This window comes from Psychrobacillus sp. FSL K6-1464 (assembly GCF_038003145.1).
GTDB lineage: Bacteria > Bacillota > Bacilli > Bacillales_A > Planococcaceae > Psychrobacillus > Psychrobacillus psychrotolerans.
On sequence record NZ_JBBOOP010000001.1, the window covers coordinates 2837232 to 2855760 of the forward strand.

The window sequence follows — 18529 nt, forward strand, 5'->3', positions numbered from 1 at the left end:
AATTCCATAGTATCACTTATTTACTATTCACTGTAGGGTATGCACATCATACTTTTGACCGAAAAAAAAACAGGAAAAGAGATTTCACTTTTCCTGTTTTCTATATTAATCTACTAAGTATTGATTCATCTTCAACGAAAAATCTTCCTTCAAAGACTTTAGTTTTTCTTTACTTTCTATTTCTGTGCCACTAAGTACACCAAAATAATATTTGATCTTAGGCTCGGTTCCACTTGGTCTTACACAAACCCATGAGCCGTCTGCAAGGAAGTACTTAAGGACATTTGATTTTGGTAAGAATAATTCCTCTGTTTCTCGTCCATCAGTAAACATTCGAGTGGAGTGCAAGTAATCCTCTTGGGAGGTAACATTTATCCCTGCTACTTCCGTAATTCTGTTTGTCCGAACCTGCTCTAGTAAGTTTTTAATGGCATTCGCACCACTTACTCCTTTTTTCGTAACAGATTGAAGCCCTTCTAAATAGAAGCCATGTCTTTCATATAACATAGCTAAAACATCGAGTAAGGTCTTTCCTTGTTGCTTATAATAGGCAGCAGCTTCTACTATCGCTAACACGCTTTGCACGGCATCTTTATCACGTGCAAAATCTTTTATCAAGTAACCATAACTTTCCTCATAGCCAAATAGAAACTCAAACTCTTTTGTCTCTTCGTATTTCTTAATCTTTTCACCGATAAATTTGAAGCCTGTTAATACATTTTCTGAACTTACTCCGTAATATTCGGCAATTACACGACCTAGATCCGAAGTAACAATCGTTTTAAATATGCGACCATTAGCTGGGATATTACCCTTCGCTTTACGTTGTGATAATAGATATTCGATTAATATCGCACCTGTTTGATTGCCAGTTAAAAGTTCATACTTAAAATCCGATTTTACGGCAATACCAACGCGGTCCCCGTCTGGATCGACTGCTATTAGAATATCTGCATGATTTCTTTCGCCGTACTGAATTGCGTATTCAAAAGCACTTTTCTCTTCCGGATTTGGTGATTCCACTGTAGGGAAGTCTCCATCTGGCTCCATCTGTTCTTCTACATAGGAAATATGCTTGTAACCAGCTTCGTTTAATATACGTTGGACTGTTTTACCAGAAGCACCGTGTAAGGGAGTGAATACCACCTTCAGATCAGAAGAAGATGCTAATTCTTCGTTTTCTTGCACTGTTTTTAAGGCTTCCAAATAAGCTTCATCCAATTTTTCATCTAATTGAATTATTAATTGTTTATCAGGATTTCGTTGATCGATATGGAGTGCATCTCCTGCATCATTGACATGCTGAATAACAACCTCAGCGTCCTCAATGTTTAGCTGCGCACCATCCTCGCCATATACTTTGTATCCATTATATTCAGGAGGATTATGACTTGCAGTAATAACTATCCCCATAAATGCGTGTAAATGTCTAACCGTAAATGACAGCTGAGGTGTAGTTCTAGGTTCCATATATAAATACGCTTTAATACCATTAGAGGCTAGTGTATTCGCTGCTTCACGCGCAAACTCTGGAGAATATCTTCGACTATCATAAGCGATAACTACTCCACGCTCCATAGCTTCTGCTCCAGCTCCCTTAATATAAGAAGCTAGACCTGTAGTCGCTTTACGAACAGTGTACGTGTTCATACGATTCGTTCCAGCACCAATTTCTCCACGCATTCCACCTGTTCCGAATTCTAGATCACGGTAAAATGCATCCTCTATCCTTTTTTCATCCTTGGCTAGGTGTTGAAGGTTCTCTTTCCAATCGGTTTCTAACTCTGAGAAGTTATTCCATTGGTCAAATAGTTGTCTATAACGCATAGGAAAGTCAACTCCACTTCATTATTTTTTATAATCGATACTGTATACATCATGACGTCTATCTTTTAAATGCTTAACTGTCCCGTCTTGACGTTGACGACGGAGAATTTCTAAATCTACATCCCCTATTAAGACCATCTCAACGTTTGGTTCTGTTTCTCCCACAATACCATCACGTGCAAATTCAAAATCAGAAGGTGCGAAAATGGCAGACTGTGCATATTGAATATCCATATTTTCTGTTTGTGGCAAGTTTCCAACTGTACCTGAAATAACAGTATAGATTTGGTTTTCAATAGCACGTGCTTGTGCACAATAGCGAACTCGTAAGTATCCTTGACGATCCTCGGTACAAAATGGAGCGAAGATAATATTTGCACCCATATCAGTAGCTATGCGGGCAAGTTCTGGAAACTCTATATCATAACAAATTTGAATCGCAATTTTCCCACAATCCGTATCAAATACTTGTACAGAATCGCCTGCACTAATTCCCCACCATTTACGTTCGTTCGGTGTAATATGAATTTTATATTGCTTATCAATTGCACCATCTCGGTGGAATAAATAGGCGATATTATAAATTTCCTCGTTTTCTTCTTCCACGAAGTGAGAACCAGCAATAATATTGATATTATAACGAATCGATAAATCTGAGAATAACTCCATATATTGCGGAGTATATTCTGTCAGTTTACGAACTGCCTGACTTGGCGATGGTTCATTCAGGAAGGACATTAACTGTGTAGTAAAGATTTCCGGGAACACTACAAAATCAGATTGAGCATCGGAAGCTACGTCCACAAAATATTCACATTGGTTAGCAAACTCTTCAAATGAATTTATTTTACGCATCATATATTGCACTGCACAAATTCGTACAGGATAGCTTGTTTTAAAGTGACGTTTAGAAAGTGGAATATAATCGACATTATTCCATTCCATCAGCGTTGCATATTTGGCAGACGCCATATCATCCGGTAGATAATTTGGGTTAATACGCATTAGCGTAAAGCCATTCATCAATTGGAAGGTAAGAACTGGATCATATATTTTGTGGCGAGAAACAGATGTCACATATTCTCTTGGAGACATTTCTTCTGCAAATTTATGATAGTTAGGAATGCGCCCTCCGATTATAATGGACTTTAAATTGAACTGTCTTGCAATATCTTTTCTGCCTTCATATAAACGTTGACCAACCTTCATTCTTCTATATTCAGGATGCACCATTACTTCAATACCATATAAATTATAGCCATCTGGATTGTGGTTCGTAATGTAGCCTGCATCTGTTACATCCGACCAAGAATGACGATCATCATACTCATCAAAATTTATAATAAGACTAGAACAGGAACCAATTACTTTGCCGTCTAGCTCTGCGACCAGTTGGCCTTCTGGGAAAATAGTTAAATGGCTTCGTAAATGGGATACTTCCCATGGGTCCATACCTGGAAAACATTGTCGTTGTATTTCTAAGATCGACTCTATATCGGAAAAAGACGTTTGTCTTATAATCATGCTTTGTTCGAATGGGGATAAATCAAATTCTTCTGTCATTGTATCGGCTCCTCTTTCATCAGTAACTTTCATTATATAGCTATTTGCTCTTCAGATAAAATATTTTACATGTATTTAAAGAAGGATTATACTTTAATTTGAGTTCAAAGTAATTTAAAGGAGTTCCTATGACAAAAAAACTGGAAAATCTATTACTATTAATGTGGACAGTTTCCCTTACTGCAACATTAGGTTCACTCTACTTTTCAGAAGTAAGAGGATACGAACCATGTGATTTATGTTGGTACCAGCGTATACTCATGTATCCACTTGTGCTAATATTAGGGATTGCATATGTTCAAAAAAACCCTAAAATTGCAGTAACAACTTTTGTATTCTCCGTGATTGGTGGATGTATATCTGCTTATCATTATAGCATTCAAAAACTTACTTTCATGCAAGAATCAGCACCCGCATGTGGTAGAGTAGCGTGTACAGGAGAATATATTAACTATGCAGGTTTCATAACAATTCCATTTTTAGCTCTTATTGCATTTATTTTAATTGCAATTACAAGTGTTTTAGTATGGAGGGACATCAAGGAGGAAAAGTAACTTGAAAAAACTACTTATTTTTGGTGGTATTATCGTCGCGGTCTTTGTATTAATCTTTGTGTTAAACTCTCAGAAAAACAAAGATGCATTAGCTAACAATCCATACGATACGGATGATTTACAACAGTCTACTATTGATTTAATCGATGATCCAAACTATCAAAATATTATTTTACCCGCAGAATTAGAAAAAAAGGTTGCTACTGGAGAACCAGTGACAGCTTACTTCTTCAGCCCAGAGTGTGTACATTGTCAAGAAATGACACCACGTCTAACACCACTTGCTGAAAAAAATGAGATTGAGATCGTTAAATACAATGTACTTGAGTATGAAAAGGGTTGGAATGATTACCGGATCGAAGCAACACCAACAATGATTTATTTTGAAGATGGCAAAGAAGTAGAAAGAGTAACAGGCGCCGTTTCTAATGAACAAATTCAAGGATTCTTCGATCAAATCGTTTTAAAATAAACAAAAGGGTCATGTCGAGCAGACAGACCCTTTTTTTAAAGGAGTTAGGAAGATGATTCATACATTAACGTATACCGTACAAGAAGATGGATTAACGATCAATAGTCTATTTCAAGAGAAATGGAAATTAGGCAAGAAGTTAATACATGAGTTACTAATGCAGAAAGCCGTAAGCAACAAGAGCGGAGAACTTCTACAATGGAAGCTTCCAAACAAAAAAGGTGATGTACTAGTTATTAAATGGGAGGGAGAATCTTCAAACTATCTCCTTTCCGATCAGATTCCTTTATATGTAGCATATGAAGATGAGTATTTACTAATCGCTTCTAAACCACGCGGAGTATCGACGCATCCTAACGAAGATGGTCAAAATCACACCTTTATGAACACTGTGACAAATTATTTACACAGTAAAGACCATCATTACGGCGAACATGTACATCGCATCGATGAAGGTACAAAGGGATTAGTAGTTATTGCAAAAAATCCACTTGTCAAAGGAATGCTTGATCGTATGCTAGAAAACAAAACAATTGTTCGAACGTACGAGGCAACTGTCGAAGGTCAAGTGAAAAACCAGCATGGCACCATTCGAGCAGCTATCGGTAATGATCGCCATCATCCGACGCGCAAAAGAGTTTCTCCATCTGGTCAAAATGCAATTACTCATTATGAAGTTGCAGGGAAACATGAACAATTCACGAAAGTACATGCCATTTTAGAAACTGGACGTACCCACCAAATTCGAGTTCACTTAGCTTATCTAGGCCATCCAATTGTTGGAGACGAACTATATGGTGCTAAAAGAACACCTACTAAAATGTATGAGCTTCATGCATTTAAAGTCCAATTTAATCATCCCATAACAGGTGAAGTACTCGTTATAGAAGATAAACGCTAACAGAACTAGATTGATGCTACGGCAGTAAATCAGTGGACGTTCGAGTATGAATTCAAACGTTGCACAAATGAAAATGCAGGTGAGATTTTTATTTCTCATCTGCTTTTTATATGGATTCTACTTTTTCTTTTTCTTCTACTTCTCCTCTATTTTTCTCTAACTTTTTCCACTTTAAATAGTTATAAGAAAAATCCCAAACAATCGTTACAAAACAAAAGATGGAGAACAGGAGAATTAAGGACGATGGCCATTCACTAACTTTGTTTATCATAATTAAACAAAGAATTAAAAAAGGAGCTGTCCAAAGTGTTCGCACCATTTTTCTTCTATGGGTTAGCTCGTGATAACCAAATACAAAACCCTTATCTACTTTTTCCTTGTCTTTGTACAGTTTCGACAAAATAAAATTGAAAAGTATACTTACGAGAGTAATTACAAATAATATGAAGTAAGTGCTAGAAATAATAATCACTCCTTTGCTTTTACGGGTTTTCAGAAAGGAAAGTCTTTGTCAGATAATAAGCATGAGCAGTAAAAAGCTGTGTTTTGATCTTATTTGTTTTTATAAGAGAACCTAACGATTCAAAATCTAACAATTGTACACATATCTCCTCGGTTTCATCTAGTTCTTGATCAAATTGTTTATATGCATCCAACAGGAGGTAGGTTCTAATTTTATTAGTTTGCGTAGCGGGATTAATCATAAATTCACCCAGCAAAATAGGTGTTTGTCGTGAAATGTACCCTGTTTCTTCTTTAACTTCTCTTATAATGCCTTCCTCATCCGTTTCCCCATGTTCTCTTTTACCTGCAGGAATTTCTAAATAGATATCATTTCCGGCATGTCTATATTGCTCTACCAGTAGTATTTTATTTTCCTTAGTTAGTACAACAGCATTCACCCAATCGGAATACTCATTTACAAAATAATCATTAATGACCAGACCATTCGGAAGCTCACATATATCTTTCCTAATATTTCCGTAAGAGCTTTTATGGACATACTCCGTATTTAACGTCTTCCATTGCTTCATAACCCCATACTCTCCCTTACCTCATCATCTCAAAAAATATATATAGATTGTATATTGCTGGAATTAGCAAGCTCACTGCGAGGCAAATAACTGCTCCAAATTTGGATTGTTTAGTTAAACGTGCGTCCTCTTGTTTTAAGTATTGAAAAAAGGTAAGCGTAAAATAAAAGCATAATACTATAAAAACGATAGATAAGATGCCTAGCCAATTTCCTGTTCCCATAAAACCTTCCATTAAATTCTCCTCCTAACACTCACCACTTAAGGATTAAAGCAAATAATATATGTACAGTCCCTAACACTACTTCTCTTATTATCACTTTTTTATTTTCTTTTTGAAGATAACTTTCTATAGCATCTACCAAAAAGTTAATCCCTGCTAATATGAATACTAATCTCACATAAAAAATATCTAAATTATTCCATATGGTCATTATTAGCATTGCAATCATCAAACTTATCAATAGCATCTTTAATATTAGGAACGGCTTACTACTTTTTTTCTTGTAAGTCTTTTCAAAAAATATATTCATTATTGACCTCATCTAATATTTATTCATGTATTATTACTAATACGCTTAAATATGTAATAGGTTTCATTATTTCGTAATATTTTCCAATATAAATAAAACACGATAGTTTCTCTTCCAAATCAGGAGAGATACTATCGTGCAATATTACTTAAATCATCTTATTAAAAACTAAAGTTATCTGGATCTTTACCAGTACGCTCATTTAAGTTAAGTGCATCTATATTTTTCATGTCCTCGAATGATAACTCAAAATCATATACATCCATATTTTCGGCAATTCTAGATGGATTTTCTGACTTAGGAATGACGATCAAATCATGTTGCAGGTGCCATCTTATAATGGTTTGAGCAGTAGACTTACCATATTTGTTACTAATACGTTGTAATGTTGGTTCCTCTAATATTCGTCCTCTTGCAAGTGGAGACCACGAAGTTATCGCGATTTCTTGTTCTGCACAATACTCACGTAGATCAAACTGCGTAAGGCGTGGATGACATTCAATTTGGTTAACCATTGGTTTAACGTTTGCTTTAACAGAAATAGCCTCCAAATGATGCTGATGATGATTGGCAACACCTGTAGCTCGAATTAGCTTTTCATCATATAACCGTTCTATTGCTCGATATGTATCTACAAAAGTTTCTGTAATTGGCCAATGTGTTAAATATAAATCTACGTAATTCATCTCTAAGAGCTTTAAAGACTTTTCAAATGCTCTGAGAGTTTGATCGTAGCCTTGATCTGTATTCCACACCTTTGTAGTAATGAATATATCTTTGCGTGGAACAATTGATGATCTAACTGCTTCGCCCACTTCTTTTTCGTTCGCATATAAACTTGCCGTGTCAATATGACGATAGCCATAATCTAGAGCAGTTGTCATTGCTTGAATTGCAATATCAGGTTCAGTCATTTTATAAACACCTAATCCTAATCTAGGCATCTCAATTCCATTTGATAACTTTTTCGTTGAACGTATATTTAAAGCCATTGTTCTCATCCTTTCTTAGGAGGAAAACGACTGAGTTACTCAGTCGTTTTCTCTTTTCTTCATGGAAGATGTATCTTCGGATTGAGCTGGATCGGACACACGATTATCTTCTTCTAGCTCTTTGTTGTCTCTCATTCTATCCATCTGTTTTCCTAACTGCTTTACTTCTTCCATGTTTGTTGCCATTGAACCGTTCTCTGGACCATTTTTGAATTCGTTCATATCAAAAATCACTCCTTTTCTTTATGTTAGTAGAATATTCGAAAGGTTGCAACATTCAAATGAACGATTTTTGTCAAATTTCGTTTTTTTGAAATATTTCTTTTTCAAACAAATTAGGGTATACTAGGTGCAGAATACTATAGAGGAGGCACTCCATATGAAACTAATCCTTATTCTTGGTGTTAGTATTTCGTTCCTTGTGGCAATTTTCACAGCAGGATACGATGACAAACCAGGTGCATCTGAAAAATAATCTATTGTTAAAACGGACGAGTCATTTATGACCTCGTCCGTTTTTTTAGTGAACCCAATCATGATACCTAGCTCTTCTTAGTGCAAATTTGGATAGTTTTGCTGACGTAATGCCTCGTAAACTAGAATGGCTGCTGTATTCGATAAATTTAACGAACGAATATTATCATTCATAGGAATTCTCAATGCACGATCAGGATGTGCATCGATAAACTCTCTTGGCAACCCTTTTGTTTCACGTCCAAAAATAAAGAAATGATCCTTCTCCGTATCACTAAAATCAAACGTAGTATGTGGCTTAGCCCCAAACTTTGTAATTAAATAGTATTCGCCAGATGGATGTGCTGCAAAAAACTCATCGAGACCATCATAATAAGTAATATCTACATGTTCCCAATAATCTAATCCTGCTCGCTTTAGCATCTTATCATCTGTTGAGAATCCTAAAGGTCGGATTAAATGTAATTTAACATCTGTTCCGGCACAAGTTCTAGCTATATTCCCTGTATTAGCAGGTATTTCTGGTTGATATAAAACAACATTAATACTCAAATATTCCACTTCCTAATTCTCTACTGTATAATATTCTAACCCTTTTCGAATCTCTTCTAAAACTTCATCCACTTGTTCACTTTGTTCAGCCTCTTGAAGGGCTAGCAAGCCTTCTTGTGTATTTATTTTACCTATTGCCCACGCTGCTGTACCACGGATGACTGGTCTAGCATCATGTTGCATTAAATCTATCAGTGCTGGAACAGCTGCCTGCTCTTTAAAATGAGCTAATGCAATTATAGCATTTCGCTGAATTGGATTCTTCCCTCGCCAAGCACCGGACATATGACCATATGTTTCTTTAAATGTGCGATTCGTCATTTTAAGTAAAGGTAGTAGCAAAGGTTTCACTAACTCAGGTTCTGGCTTAAACGATTCTTGGTGAAGATTGGCTTTGCCTTTGTTTTTTGGACAAACTGTTTGGCATGTATCACAACCATATATGCGATTGCCAATTTTTGCTCGAAATTCATCTGGAACCATTGTTTTCGTTTGGGTTATAAAAGCAATACAGCGTTGGGCATTTAGCTGACCACCTTCTATTAAGGCTCCTGTTGGACAAACATCTAAGCATAACCGACAATCACCACATTGGTCCTCCATCTGCTCACTAGACTCAAAAGGAATTGACGTAATCATTTCTCCTAAATAGACATAAGAACCAAACTCAGGAGTAATAATAGCGCAGTTTTTTGCACTCCATCCTATTCCGGCGCGCTCTGCTACGGCACGATCCGAAAGTTCTCCCGTATCTACCATTGAACGCAATTTAGCATCTGGAATATGCGATAAAATATATAATTCTAACAGTGCTAATTTTTCACGTAAAACTGTATGATAATCTATACCCCATGATGCGCGTGCGAAGATTCCTCGTCTTGCACCTTTCACACTTTGAGGGGCATCTTTCATTTTTGAAGGATACGCAATTGCAATAGATATAATACTACTAGCTTCTGCTGACAAGTTTTCAGGATGCACTCTTTTCTCAATATCAGGTTCTTCGAATCCAGAGGCATACCCTAACTCCTGCTGTCGGATTAATCGATTTTTTAATTCATGAAATGGAGAAACAGAAGTAAATCCAATTTTGTCAATTCCAATGGATGCTGCATAATCTATGAGGTTTTCTTGAAACTGAATGATATTCACAAATGTTCTCCTTTCTTATGCTACACTTAAGAAAAATAATTGTAAGGATGGTTGATATGTTAGTAAAATTGGATGATTCAATTACTGAAATAGAGCCCTCATTTAAAATAGGCATTATTCATTATACCAAAATTATTGTTACTTCCTCACCCCAAATGCTTAAAGGACGACTTCAATTATTTCAAGAGCAACTTTTCTTTGAAATGGACGACAAGCCCGTAAATGATTTCGCGGGGATTAAAGAATGGAGAGCTCTCTGGAAAAAGTTCGGAGCAGATCCTAATCGTTATCGCCCTTCAATGGAAGCTATGTATAGAAGGATTGCAAAACAAAATTATATCACACCCATGCATTCTGCTGTAGATTTAAACAACTTCTTCTCTATGCAATATGAAATTCCAATGGGTATATATGATGTGGCGAAAATTCAAGGTGAAACAAACATCACTATTGGAACCGTAAAAACAACTTATGTCGGGTTAAATGGCAGAGATAATACATTAAAAAATATTATAACTCTACAGGATGAGGCAGGGCCATTTGGAAGTCCATTTGTAGACTCTGCGCGAACAGCTGTAACAGAAGATACTACAGAAGCATTACAAATCGTATTTCTACGTCCTTCCTTTAAGGTAGAGGAAAGTAAGAAATTACTTGAATCTATGGCTTCCATGTTTACTCAAATACATGGTGGTGATTTTAAAACAAATATTTTAAATACAAACTTTCATACGAGCAAAGGAGAATTATAATGGTCCTCAATATTTGGTTTAATAGATGGTTTTCAACTGTTTCACACTACATGGAGTTGATACGTCATAATCCCGATCAACAAGAATTTATCATTCATGGAACACATCCTAATTCTGACACTGTATATTTCAATTATTGTGATGTGTTTAGTACAGAGCCAGATATTGAGGGTGAGGATTATATACAGTTTTGCTTAGACTATTGTATACAAAATCAGATTCATATATTTGTTCCACGAAAAGAAAACGTGCTTATATCTCGGCACTTAGAAAAGTTCGAAGACATCGGTGTGTCAGTGTTGGTTTGTCCGGATGGTGATTTAATGGCCATGGTTGATAACAAAGCAGCGATGTATCTATCTTTACAAAACCAAGAAAAGGAAGGTAACTTTATCGTTACTATTCCATCCTATCAAATTGTTAACAATGCGCAGGAATTTAAAGAAGCCTATGAACAATTAAGTAGGGATAATACGAAACTATGCATTAAACCTGTCATTGGAGAAGGAGCAAGCGGATTCCGAATTATTGATAATGATGCAGATACGATTCCTTTTATATTCAATACTGCTTCTTCTCAAAAAATTTCATATGAAACTGCTCTTAGAATCTTACAAACGCAGGAGCATTTCCCGGACTTAATGGTTTTGGAATATTTGGATGGCTATGAGTATAGTATCGACTGTTTAGCTGATGCAGACGGAACACTACTTACCGCAATACCTAGGAAAAAAGGAAATGGACGTATTCGAGAAATTGAATACAACAAAGATTTAATCGAAATCGCAGAGAAAATGGCAATACAATATAAAATTCCTTATGTATTTAATATCCAAGTTAAATACAAAGACGGTATTCCTAAGCTACTAGAGATTAATCCCCGCATGAGTGGTGGATTGCACATCAGCTGTCTAGCAGATATCAATTTCCCCTACTATGCTATTAAATTATTGCTAGGTAATCAGTTGGAGCCTCTTTATCCTAAATTTGGTTTGAAAGCAACACACATAGAACAGCCAGTAATCCTATCTTCAGAAGATTCTTCGGTTTTAGTTTAAGTAGACAAAATGGTGAAATTAGAAAAGGAGTGATTATTGATGGTAAATTTGAACAAGATTGAGCTTAAGAAAAAGGGACAGTCCATTAATCTTACTAAAAACAACAATAATATCGGAGAAATTTTAGTAAATCTCCAATGGGATCAACAAGTTAAAGCAAAATCTACTGGATTCCTTTCTTCCCTACTCGGTGGAAAACCTAAAGGTGTAGACTTAGACCTAGGTTGCTTATATGAATTAAATAACGGCGAAAAAGGCTGCGTACAAGCTTTAGGTAACGCTTTTGGCACACTAAAGCAAGCACCCTATATGGAACTCGATGGTGATGATCGTACTGGTTCCCTATCAGGAGGAGAAAACCTGAGAATTAACGGAAATAAAATAACAGATATAAAAAGAATTTTGGTGTATTCATTTATCTATCAAGGGGTAGCCAATTGGGCAGAAGCAGATGGAGTTGTTACATTAACATATCCGGCTGGCCCAGCTATTGAAGTGAAGCTAGATGAACATCGTAATGGACAAATAATGTGTGCAGTCGCAATGATTGAAAATGTAAATAATGAGACATTTAAAATTGAACGCTTAGTAGAATACTTCAAGGGTCATAAAGAGATGGATCATGCGTATAACTGGGGTATGAATTGGGTAGCAGGATCAAAATAATATGTTTCGTCATCAAAAAAAACAACCACTTAGGGTTGTTTTTTTTAATCACTACTATTTTTTAGTAGGCACGACCGAACCATACAGTATGTTTCGAATCCTTCCCACAGTTAATACATGTTGCTTTTTCAGCTGGTGGGTTGAATGGAATATTACGAGTCGTAAATTTCGTTTCATTCTTCACATTCTCTTCACAAGCATCCTCCCCACACCATCCTGCAAGAATCCATCCAGGAATTGTGCCATTTTCCGTTGAATCCGTAAGATGTTGTTTTAACTGCTCTAGAGAATCTACATTTGTATGGGAATTCTCATCACGGAATGCACGAGCTTTCTCCAGTAAACGTGTTTGCATAGTAGTTAACTCTTCTTCAATACGTTCTACTATAACAGCAATTTCTACTGATTCTTTTTCTGTCAGGTCACGTACTTTGATCAACGCTTGATTGTTCTCTAAATCACGAGGTCCTAATTCAATACGAACCGGTACACCTTTTAGCTCCCATTCATTGAATTTATAACCAGGAGATTGATCTGAATCATCAAGACGAACACGGATACCTTTTGCTTTCAATGCTGCATATAGCTCATCTAGTTTCTCCATAATTGCAGGGTTCTTCTTCCAAGGACCCACAGGAATTAGCACTACTTGAGTTGGTGCAACACGTGGAGGTAATACAAGACCCTGTTCATCACCATGTACCATAATAACTGAACCGATTAAACGAGTAGATGTTCCCCAAGATGTTGTATGCACATGCTGATGCTTGTTTTCTTTGTTTAAGTATTTGATATCAAATGCTTCCGCAAATTTTGTTCCAAGGTAATGAGAAGTCCCAGCTTGAACTGCTTTTCCGTCTTTCATCATAGCTTCGATAGAATAGGTATCTACAGCTCCTGCAAAACGTTCGGAAGGTGTTTTTTGACCATCATATACTGGAATTGCTAAAAGCTCCTCTACAACCTCTTTATAGATGTTAAGCATCTGCATTGTTTCCTGACGTGCCTCTTCCTCGTCTACGTGTGCTGTATGTCCTTCTTGCCATAAAAATTCAGAAGTACGGATAAACGGAAGTGTTTTCTTTTCCCAACGAAAAACGTTAGCCCATTGGTTAATAAGAACTGGCAGATCACGATAACTCTTAATCCAATTCGAATACAAATGACCAATCATTGTTTCTGATGTTGGGCGTAATGCTAAACGCTCTTCTAATTTTTCACCAGCTGCCTCAGTAACCCATGGTAATTCTGGCGCAAACCCTTCAATATGATCCTTTTCTTTTTGGAAAAAAGACTCAGGAATTAGCATTGGGAAATAAGCATTACGGTGACCTGTTTCTTTAAAACGTCTGTTCATCTCATCTTGAATATGCTCCCAAATTTCAAAGCCATCTGGTTTAAAAGCAATACACCCACGAACTGGTGTGTAATCCATTAAATCTGCCTTCTGAATCGTGTCAATATACCATTTAGTAAAATCGTTTTGCTGTTGATTTGTCATTTATATTCCTCCTATTTACATCAATGAAAAAAGCACAAAGTCATCCTCGTAAAAGGACGTCTCTGTGCTGAATAGACGTGGTACCACCTTAGTTTAGCTTTAAAATTTTAAGCCCTCTAAACGTTTGTTAACGAAAACGAGTCGGTTATGTTTACATAACATCTCCGTGATAGGTTTCAATAAGAAGCGGTGGTATAGCTTTCAGCATTGGCTATACTTTCTGTTTCACAATTCTCATTTACTTGGTCACTTCGTAGATTGTATTACTAATAATATACCAAATATCCTACTTTAATACAATGTGAATAAAGCTCTGCTAATAATTTTATGTTTTTTTATAAAAGAGCAAGCCTTGGAACTTGCGATTATCTTAGGCGAACTTGCGATTAAAAAATTCTAATTTGCGATTTGCGGTTAGTATCTTGCGATTCACCCATTTAAACACTTTCGAGTATCTTAACCTATAAAACTTTTTCATGGAGGAATTGGCGTGGGTTACTTTGTAAACGTAGAACAAGGTGTTAATTTATTTGTAGAGGATATTAATCCTAGTGCAAGCAAGACAATTGTATTTTTACATGGTTGGCCTTTAAACCATGAACAATTCGAATATCAGTATGATGTTCTCCCATCAATGGGTTACCGCTGTATAGGTATTGACTGGAGAGGTTTTGGAAAGTCAGATAGACCAATCCATGGTTACAACTTTGACAGACTAGCAGATGACATCCATGCAGTAGTTAAATCACTCCAGTTAACCAACTTTACTCTAGCTGGCCATTCTACAGGAGGAGCAATCGCTATACGATATGCGACTCGTCACAATGCTTACGGATTATCGAGACTGATTCTAATAGACGCCGCTGCTCCAACTGGATTTACACAAGAAACAGCGAACCGACTTCTTACAGAAACATTAAACGACCGACCTAAAATGATGCAAGGTGTAACAGATACTTTTTTCTTTCAATATATTTCTGCCCCATTCTCTAATTGGTTTAATGGATTAGGACTACAGGCAGCTGGATGGTCCACTGCAGCAATTATCAACACTTTAAGAGATGAAAAGCTTGATACTGATCTTCCTAAAATAACAGTTCCTACATTAATCGTTCATGGTGTGCATGACAAGCTTGTGCCATTTAAACAAGCTCAAGAGCTTAACGAAGCCATAAAAAATTCGCATCTCGTTCCATTTCACTATAGCGGACATGGGCTTTTCTGGGAAGAACGAGAAAAATTTAACGAGCTAATCAAACAGTTTGTTGGATAGGTTTTACTTACTATTAGAATTGGTTCACGGGAGGGCTTAATAAGCTATCTTGTGAATCTTTTCAAACTCTACCTTTAAGAGTCTCACTTACTAAAGTACATATATAGTTTAAAAAATTAAATGAAAGTGGATCTTTATCAAACAATAATAAATTTTACATGTTTGCACGAGCAAACTTATATGCAACTAGATTTAACAACTTTGTATCCCCTCCCGAAATGCAAAGTTCAATTACACTTCTAGTTTTATTTCTCATCACCTGTAACAGTAGTATATAATGAACGTTACAAACATATCTAAGGAGTACGAGTTCATGCAAACATTGAAAAAACTTTCCGATCGACTCTTTTACCTGCCTCCATATCAAAAGACAGATCGACCGATATTAGCTGCTATTGTAGGGGACAAACAGACTCTACTGATTGATGCTGGTAATTCTTCTAATCATGCTAAATACTTTAAAGAGCAATTAGCTTCCTATCATCTCACAGGGGATATTCTGGCTCTCACACATTGGCATTGGGATCATGTATTTGGCTTACGTGAAATGGATGTTCCTTCAGTTGCCAATTCCATGACCTATAACAAAGTAAAAGAACTTCAAAAGCTATCATGGGAAGATAAGGAGTTGGATGGACGTGTCGAAGCAGGGATTGAAATTCCTTTTTGTGCAGATGCGATAAAGCTAGAGCTAGGAAGTATGCGAGAAGTTATCATACCAGATCCCACTATCATTTTTGACAAGCAAATCAAACTTAATATAGGTGGGGTTACCTGTATCATTGAACATGTTGGTGGAGATCATTCACCTGATTCGAATCTCATTTATATAGCAGAGGAAAAGACATTATTTCTTGGTGACTGTCTCTATGCAAATATGTACGCAGAAAAGTGGCATTATACCATTGAAAAGATGTATAAGCTTTTGGAGAAAATTGAAGGCTATGACGCAGAAATCTTCTTCCTATCTCATCATCCAGCACCTTTAACAAAGGATGAATTTACTTCCTTTGTATCATTATTAAAGACAAGTGCAGAATTAACAAATAAACATAAAGGAAAAATAGAGGCAATTGTAGAAGAGATGTCCTCTCTTTTTGACCGTGACGTGACGGAAGACGATTTAGAAATAATCGAGTACTTTGTAAATGGTTTTGCGTAACATGTATCGTTGCTAAAGAGAATTGCACTAAATTCCAAAGGAGTACGGAGTTTGCCATGTTGATTCCTAACTATTGTAGGAACACACTAAATGATCAAAAGCTTTGTGTTAGTTCATAAACATATAAAGCCCAAGAGGTGATTTCTCTTGGGCTTATTCTTACTACTATTGAAACCGTGAGTAATTTCTTTTTCTATTTATAGTACAACTATGTTATCTACATTTTCCCAAAAAAAGAACCCTTGAAATATCAAGGGTTCTTTGCTTTTATACCGGTGGCCGGGGTCGAACCGGCACATCCAGAGGATACGGGATTTTGAGTCCCGCGCGTCTGCCAATTCCGCCACACCGGCAAAATAAATACTAGGCAGTTATTAAATCATTTTTAAAAATTGGAGGCGGCAACCGGATTTGAACCGGTGATAAAGGTGTTGCAGACCTGTGCCTTACCACTTGGCTATGCCGCCGTAAAGTAATTGGAGCGGAAGACGAGGTTCGAACTCGCGACCCCCACCTTGGCAAGGTGGTGTTCTACCACTGAACTACTTCCGCAAACTGGGGTACCTGGATTCGAACCAGGGCATGATGGAATCAAAATCCATTGCCTTACCGCTTGGCTATACCCCAATGGGGCGACTGAGGGGAATTGAACCCCCGAATGCCGGAATCACAATCCGGTGCGTTAACCACTTCGCCACAACCGCCACAAATAAAAAAAGAGCTAACTACTAAGGAATATGGGGCGACTGAGGGGAATTGAACCCCCGAATGTCGGAATCACAATCCGATGCGTTAACCACTTCGCCACAACCGCCATTATTCAAAGCTAACTAAAAAAAATTGGCAGGGGCAGTAGGAATCGAACCCACATCAAAGGTTTTGGAGACCTCTATTCTACCGTTAAACTATGCCCCTAAAAACTGGTGGTGGGGGACGGATTCGAACCGCCGAACCCGAAGGAGCGGATTTACAGTCCGCCGCGTTTAGCCACTTCGCTACCCCACCAGTGTATGGTGCCGGAAAAAGGACTTGAACCCTCAACCTACTGATTACAAGTCAGTTGCTCTACCAGTTGAGCTATTCCGGCTTATAAATATGGTGGCTCAGGACGGAATCGAACCGCCGACACAAGGATTTTCAGTCCTTTGCTCTACCGACTGAGCTACTGAGCCAAATTTGATTGTGCTAAGCTGCGAATCTCTTTGTCAGCTTCATTCGTTCAGTTAGTCACGTACTTTAGTACGTTTCTTCCATCACTCAATCGCTTCCTCGACCTTCTTGCTTATCACCAATCTTTTAAAAAATGGCGGTCCCGACCGGGATCGAACCGGCGATCTCCTGCGTGACAGGCAGGCATGTTAACCGCTACACCACGGGACCATTTGGTTGCGGGGACAGGATTTGAACCTGCGACCTTCGGGTTATGAGCCCGACGAGCTACCACTGCTCCACCCCGCGACAATACTATAATTGCTAATTTGTTTCAAAAGAAATGGTGGAGGATGACGGGCTCGAACCGCCGACCCTCTGCTTGTAAGGCAGATGCTCTCCCAGCTGAGCTAATCCTCCTGGGTAAAATTACGATAATCTTCGCATCTCTGCGTCAACTTCATTCGTTCAATTTAATAAATGGTGACCCCTACGGGATTCGAACCCGTGTTACCGCCGTGAAAGGGCGGTGTCTTAACCGCTTGACCAAGGGGCCATACTTTTATGTAGAAAACTAATCTGGCGGAGAGCAAGGGATTTGAACCCTTGAGACAGTTTAACCCGCCTACACGATTTCCAATCGTGCTCCTTCGGCCACTCGGACAGCTCTCCTAAAATGGCTCCGAAGGTAGGACTCGAACCTACGACCAATCGATTAACAGTCGATTGCTCTACCACTGAGCTACTTCGGAATAATACAGCCTAGCAACGTCCTACTCTCACAGGGGGAGACCCCCAACTACCATCGGCGCTGAAGAGCTTAACTTCCGTGTTCGGTATGGGAACGGGTGTGACCTCTTCGCCATCATCACTAGACCTTATTAATTTGAAAGACAATACTTAGTATAACAAAA

General features: G+C 37.6%; 17 protein-coding genes, 16 tRNA genes, 1 rRNA gene and 1 other annotated feature. Of the genes, 8 read left to right on the forward strand and 26 right to left on the reverse strand.

What is annotated here, in order from left to right; genetic code table 11:
* Nucleotides 1–105: 105 nt before the first annotated feature.
* Together MKX39_RS14390 and MKX39_RS14395 are read right to left on the reverse strand one after the other, a co-directional pair.
* On the reverse strand, nt 106–1827 hold the full coding sequence (locus tag MKX39_RS14390; RefSeq protein ID WP_340770009.1) for a phospho-sugar mutase: 1722 nt from the start codon (nt 1825–1827) through the stop codon (nt 106–108).
* Nucleotides 1828–1848: 21 nt separating this feature from the next.
* Nucleotides 1849–3390, reverse strand: a complete 1542-nt coding sequence (locus tag MKX39_RS14395; RefSeq protein WP_093538573.1) for a carbon-nitrogen hydrolase family protein — start codon at nt 3388–3390, stop codon at nt 1849–1851.
* Between the two features lie 128 nt (nt 3391–3518).
* Between MKX39_RS14395 and MKX39_RS14400 the strand changes: the two genes are divergently transcribed.
* The 3 genes from MKX39_RS14400 to MKX39_RS14410 are packed head-to-tail and all read left to right on the forward strand — an operon-like array spanning nt 3519 to nt 5317.
* Nucleotides 3519–3944: a disulfide oxidoreductase gene (locus MKX39_RS14400; protein WP_340770011.1), complete on the forward strand. Its 426-nt coding sequence runs from the start codon at nt 3519–3521 to the stop codon at nt 3942–3944.
* A 1-nt stretch (nt 3945) separates the two neighbouring features.
* Entirely contained in the window at nt 3946–4416 is a 471-nt protein-coding gene (locus MKX39_RS14405; protein ID WP_340770013.1) for a thioredoxin family protein, read from the forward strand.
* A gap of 52 nt (nt 4417–4468) precedes the next feature.
* Complete coding sequence (locus MKX39_RS14410; protein WP_340770015.1) at nt 4469–5317, forward strand: RluA family pseudouridine synthase; 849 nt, start codon at nt 4469–4471, stop codon at nt 5315–5317.
* A gap of 482 nt (nt 5318–5799) precedes the next feature.
* Here the strand turns inward: MKX39_RS14410 and MKX39_RS14415 are convergent, their stop codons facing one another.
* From MKX39_RS14415 to queG, 6 genes are all read right to left on the reverse strand, one after another.
* Nucleotides 5800–6351, reverse strand: coding sequence for an NUDIX hydrolase (locus MKX39_RS14415; protein ID WP_340770016.1), 552 nt, complete (start codon nt 6349–6351; stop codon nt 5800–5802).
* Between the two features lie 16 nt (nt 6352–6367).
* Nucleotides 6368–6586 (reverse strand): hypothetical protein, encoded by a 219-nt coding sequence (locus tag MKX39_RS14420; RefSeq protein WP_093538565.1) that lies wholly within the window; start codon nt 6584–6586, stop codon nt 6368–6370.
* Nucleotides 6587–7045: 459 nt separating this feature from the next.
* Complete coding sequence (locus tag MKX39_RS14425; RefSeq protein WP_340770019.1) at nt 7046–7876, reverse strand: aldo/keto reductase; 831 nt, start codon at nt 7874–7876, stop codon at nt 7046–7048.
* A gap of 39 nt (nt 7877–7915) precedes the next feature.
* Complete coding sequence (locus tag MKX39_RS14430; protein ID WP_093538562.1) at nt 7916–8098, reverse strand: hypothetical protein; 183 nt, start codon at nt 8096–8098, stop codon at nt 7916–7918.
* 330 nt (nt 8099–8428) lie between these two features.
* On the reverse strand, nt 8429–8902 hold the full coding sequence (gene trmL / locus MKX39_RS14435) for a tRNA (uridine(34)/cytosine(34)/5-carboxymethylaminomethyluridine(34)-2'-O)-methyltransferase TrmL (protein ID WP_093538561.1): 474 nt from the start codon (nt 8900–8902) through the stop codon (nt 8429–8431).
* A 12-nt stretch (nt 8903–8914) separates the two neighbouring features.
* The gene (gene queG, locus MKX39_RS14440; RefSeq protein WP_340770022.1) at nt 8915–10054 is read right to left on the reverse strand and encodes a tRNA epoxyqueuosine(34) reductase QueG; all 1140 of its coding nucleotides are present in this window, start codon (nt 10052–10054) and stop codon (nt 8915–8917) included.
* Between the two features lie 56 nt (nt 10055–10110).
* Here queG and MKX39_RS14445 point away from each other — a divergent pair, with 56 nt between their 5' ends.
* From MKX39_RS14445 to MKX39_RS14455, 3 genes are read left to right on the forward strand one after another with little or no spacing between them, the layout of a single operon-like run.
* Nucleotides 10111–10806, forward strand: a complete 696-nt coding sequence (locus MKX39_RS14445) for a B3/B4 domain-containing protein (RefSeq protein WP_340770024.1) — start codon at nt 10111–10113, stop codon at nt 10804–10806.
* Nucleotides 10806–11864, forward strand: a complete 1059-nt coding sequence (locus MKX39_RS14450) for an ATP-grasp domain-containing protein (protein ID WP_340770026.1) — start codon at nt 10806–10808, stop codon at nt 11862–11864. Before MKX39_RS14445 ends, MKX39_RS14450 begins: the two co-directional genes overlap by 1 nt.
* A 39-nt stretch (nt 11865–11903) precedes the next feature.
* Entirely contained in the window at nt 11904–12530 is a 627-nt protein-coding gene (locus MKX39_RS14455) for a TerD family protein (protein WP_093538557.1), read from the forward strand.
* Between the two features lie 61 nt (nt 12531–12591).
* Here MKX39_RS14455 and proS read toward each other — a convergent pair whose 3' ends face one another.
* The gene (proS, locus tag MKX39_RS14460; RefSeq protein WP_093538556.1) at nt 12592–14031 is read right to left on the reverse strand and encodes a proline--tRNA ligase; all 1440 of its coding nucleotides are present in this window, start codon (nt 14029–14031) and stop codon (nt 12592–12594) included.
* Between the two features lie 49 nt (nt 14032–14080).
* Nucleotides 14081–14295 (reverse strand) — a binding site (T-box leader).
* Nucleotides 14296–14521: 226 nt separating this feature from the next.
* Here proS and MKX39_RS14465 point away from each other — a divergent pair.
* Nucleotides 14522–15304 carry an alpha/beta fold hydrolase gene (locus MKX39_RS14465; RefSeq protein ID WP_093538555.1) on the forward strand — a complete coding sequence of 261 codons (783 nt, stop codon included), beginning with the start codon at nt 14522–14524 and terminating at the stop codon, nt 15302–15304.
* A gap of 313 nt (nt 15305–15617) precedes the next feature.
* Nucleotides 15618–16466 carry an MBL fold metallo-hydrolase gene (locus MKX39_RS14470; protein WP_093538554.1) on the forward strand — a complete coding sequence of 283 codons (849 nt, stop codon included), beginning with the start codon at nt 15618–15620 and terminating at the stop codon, nt 16464–16466.
* A gap of 270 nt (nt 16467–16736) precedes the next feature.
* Here the strand turns inward: MKX39_RS14470 and MKX39_RS14475 are convergent.
* The 17 genes from MKX39_RS14475 to rrf all read right to left on the reverse strand — a co-directional run bounded on the left by MKX39_RS14475 (nt 16737) and on the right by rrf (nt 18491).
* Nucleotides 16737–16819 (reverse strand) — tRNA-Leu (locus MKX39_RS14475).
* Nucleotides 16820–16859: 40 nt separating this feature from the next.
* A tRNA-Cys gene (locus MKX39_RS14480) sits at nt 16860–16933 on the reverse strand.
* A gap of 10 nt (nt 16934–16943) precedes the next feature.
* Nucleotides 16944–17018 (reverse strand) — tRNA-Gly (locus MKX39_RS14485).
* A gap of 3 nt (nt 17019–17021) precedes the next feature.
* Nucleotides 17022–17093: transfer RNA gene (locus MKX39_RS14490), tRNA-Gln, on the reverse strand.
* Between the two features lies 1 nt (nt 17094).
* A tRNA-His gene (locus MKX39_RS14495) sits at nt 17095–17170 on the reverse strand.
* Between the two features lie 34 nt (nt 17171–17204).
* A tRNA-His gene (locus MKX39_RS14500) sits at nt 17205–17280 on the reverse strand.
* 27 nt (nt 17281–17307) lie between these two features.
* Nucleotides 17308–17381: transfer RNA gene (locus tag MKX39_RS14505), tRNA-Trp, on the reverse strand.
* A 6-nt stretch (nt 17382–17387) separates the two neighbouring features.
* Nucleotides 17388–17471, reverse strand: a tRNA-Tyr gene (locus MKX39_RS14510).
* 6 nt (nt 17472–17477) lie between these two features.
* A tRNA-Thr gene (locus tag MKX39_RS14515) sits at nt 17478–17553 on the reverse strand.
* Nucleotides 17554–17562: 9 nt separating this feature from the next.
* Nucleotides 17563–17638: transfer RNA gene (locus MKX39_RS14520), tRNA-Phe, on the reverse strand.
* A 132-nt stretch (nt 17639–17770) separates the two neighbouring features.
* A tRNA-Asp gene (locus MKX39_RS14525) sits at nt 17771–17846 on the reverse strand.
* A gap of 3 nt (nt 17847–17849) precedes the next feature.
* Nucleotides 17850–17924 (reverse strand) — tRNA-Met (locus tag MKX39_RS14530).
* Nucleotides 17925–17959: 35 nt separating this feature from the next.
* Nucleotides 17960–18035, reverse strand: a tRNA-Val gene (locus MKX39_RS14535).
* Nucleotides 18036–18096: 61 nt separating this feature from the next.
* Nucleotides 18097–18171: transfer RNA gene (locus MKX39_RS14540), tRNA-Glu, on the reverse strand.
* Nucleotides 18172–18195: 24 nt separating this feature from the next.
* Nucleotides 18196–18287, reverse strand: a tRNA-Ser gene (locus MKX39_RS14545).
* 5 nt (nt 18288–18292) lie between these two features.
* Nucleotides 18293–18367 (reverse strand) — tRNA-Asn (locus MKX39_RS14550).
* An 8-nt stretch (nt 18368–18375) separates the two neighbouring features.
* Nucleotides 18376–18491, reverse strand: a 5S ribosomal RNA gene (rrf, locus tag MKX39_RS14555).
* Nucleotides 18492–18529 lie beyond the last annotated feature (38 nt).

Excerpts from the sequence above, each read along its gene's own strand:
- MKX39_RS14455 (WP_093538557.1), top strand. The coding sequence starts at position 11,904 with ATGGTAAATTTGAACAAGATTGAGCTTAAGAAAAAGGGACAGTCCATT.
- MKX39_RS14450 (WP_340770026.1), top strand. The coding sequence starts at position 10,806 with ATGGTCCTCAATATTTGGTTTAATAGATGGTTTTCAACTGTTTCACAC.
- MKX39_RS14425 (WP_340770019.1), bottom strand. The coding sequence starts at position 7,876 with ATGGCTTTAAATATACGTTCAACGAAAAAGTTATCAAATGGAATTGAG.
- MKX39_RS14390 (WP_340770009.1), bottom strand. The coding sequence starts at position 1,827 with ATGCGTTATAGACAACTATTTGACCAATGGAATAACTTCTCAGAGTTA.
- MKX39_RS14445 (WP_340770024.1), top strand. The coding sequence starts at position 10,111 with ATGTTAGTAAAATTGGATGATTCAATTACTGAAATAGAGCCCTCATTT.
- MKX39_RS14410 (WP_340770015.1), top strand. The coding sequence starts at position 4,469 with ATGATTCATACATTAACGTATACCGTACAAGAAGATGGATTAACGATC.
- MKX39_RS14415 (WP_340770016.1), bottom strand. The coding sequence starts at position 6,351 with ATGAAGCAATGGAAGACGTTAAATACGGAGTATGTCCATAAAAGCTCT.
- proS (WP_093538556.1), bottom strand. The coding sequence starts at position 14,031 with ATGACAAATCAACAGCAAAACGATTTTACTAAATGGTATATTGACACG.
- MKX39_RS14400 (WP_340770011.1), top strand. The coding sequence starts at position 3,519 with ATGACAAAAAAACTGGAAAATCTATTACTATTAATGTGGACAGTTTCC.
- MKX39_RS14420 (WP_093538565.1), bottom strand. The coding sequence starts at position 6,586 with ATGGAAGGTTTTATGGGAACAGGAAATTGGCTAGGCATCTTATCTATC.
- MKX39_RS14470 (WP_093538554.1), top strand. The coding sequence starts at position 15,618 with ATGCAAACATTGAAAAAACTTTCCGATCGACTCTTTTACCTGCCTCCA.
- MKX39_RS14395 (WP_093538573.1), bottom strand. The coding sequence starts at position 3,390 with ATGACAGAAGAATTTGATTTATCCCCATTCGAACAAAGCATGATTATA.
- MKX39_RS14430 (WP_093538562.1), bottom strand. The coding sequence starts at position 8,098 with ATGAACGAATTCAAAAATGGTCCAGAGAACGGTTCAATGGCAACAAAC.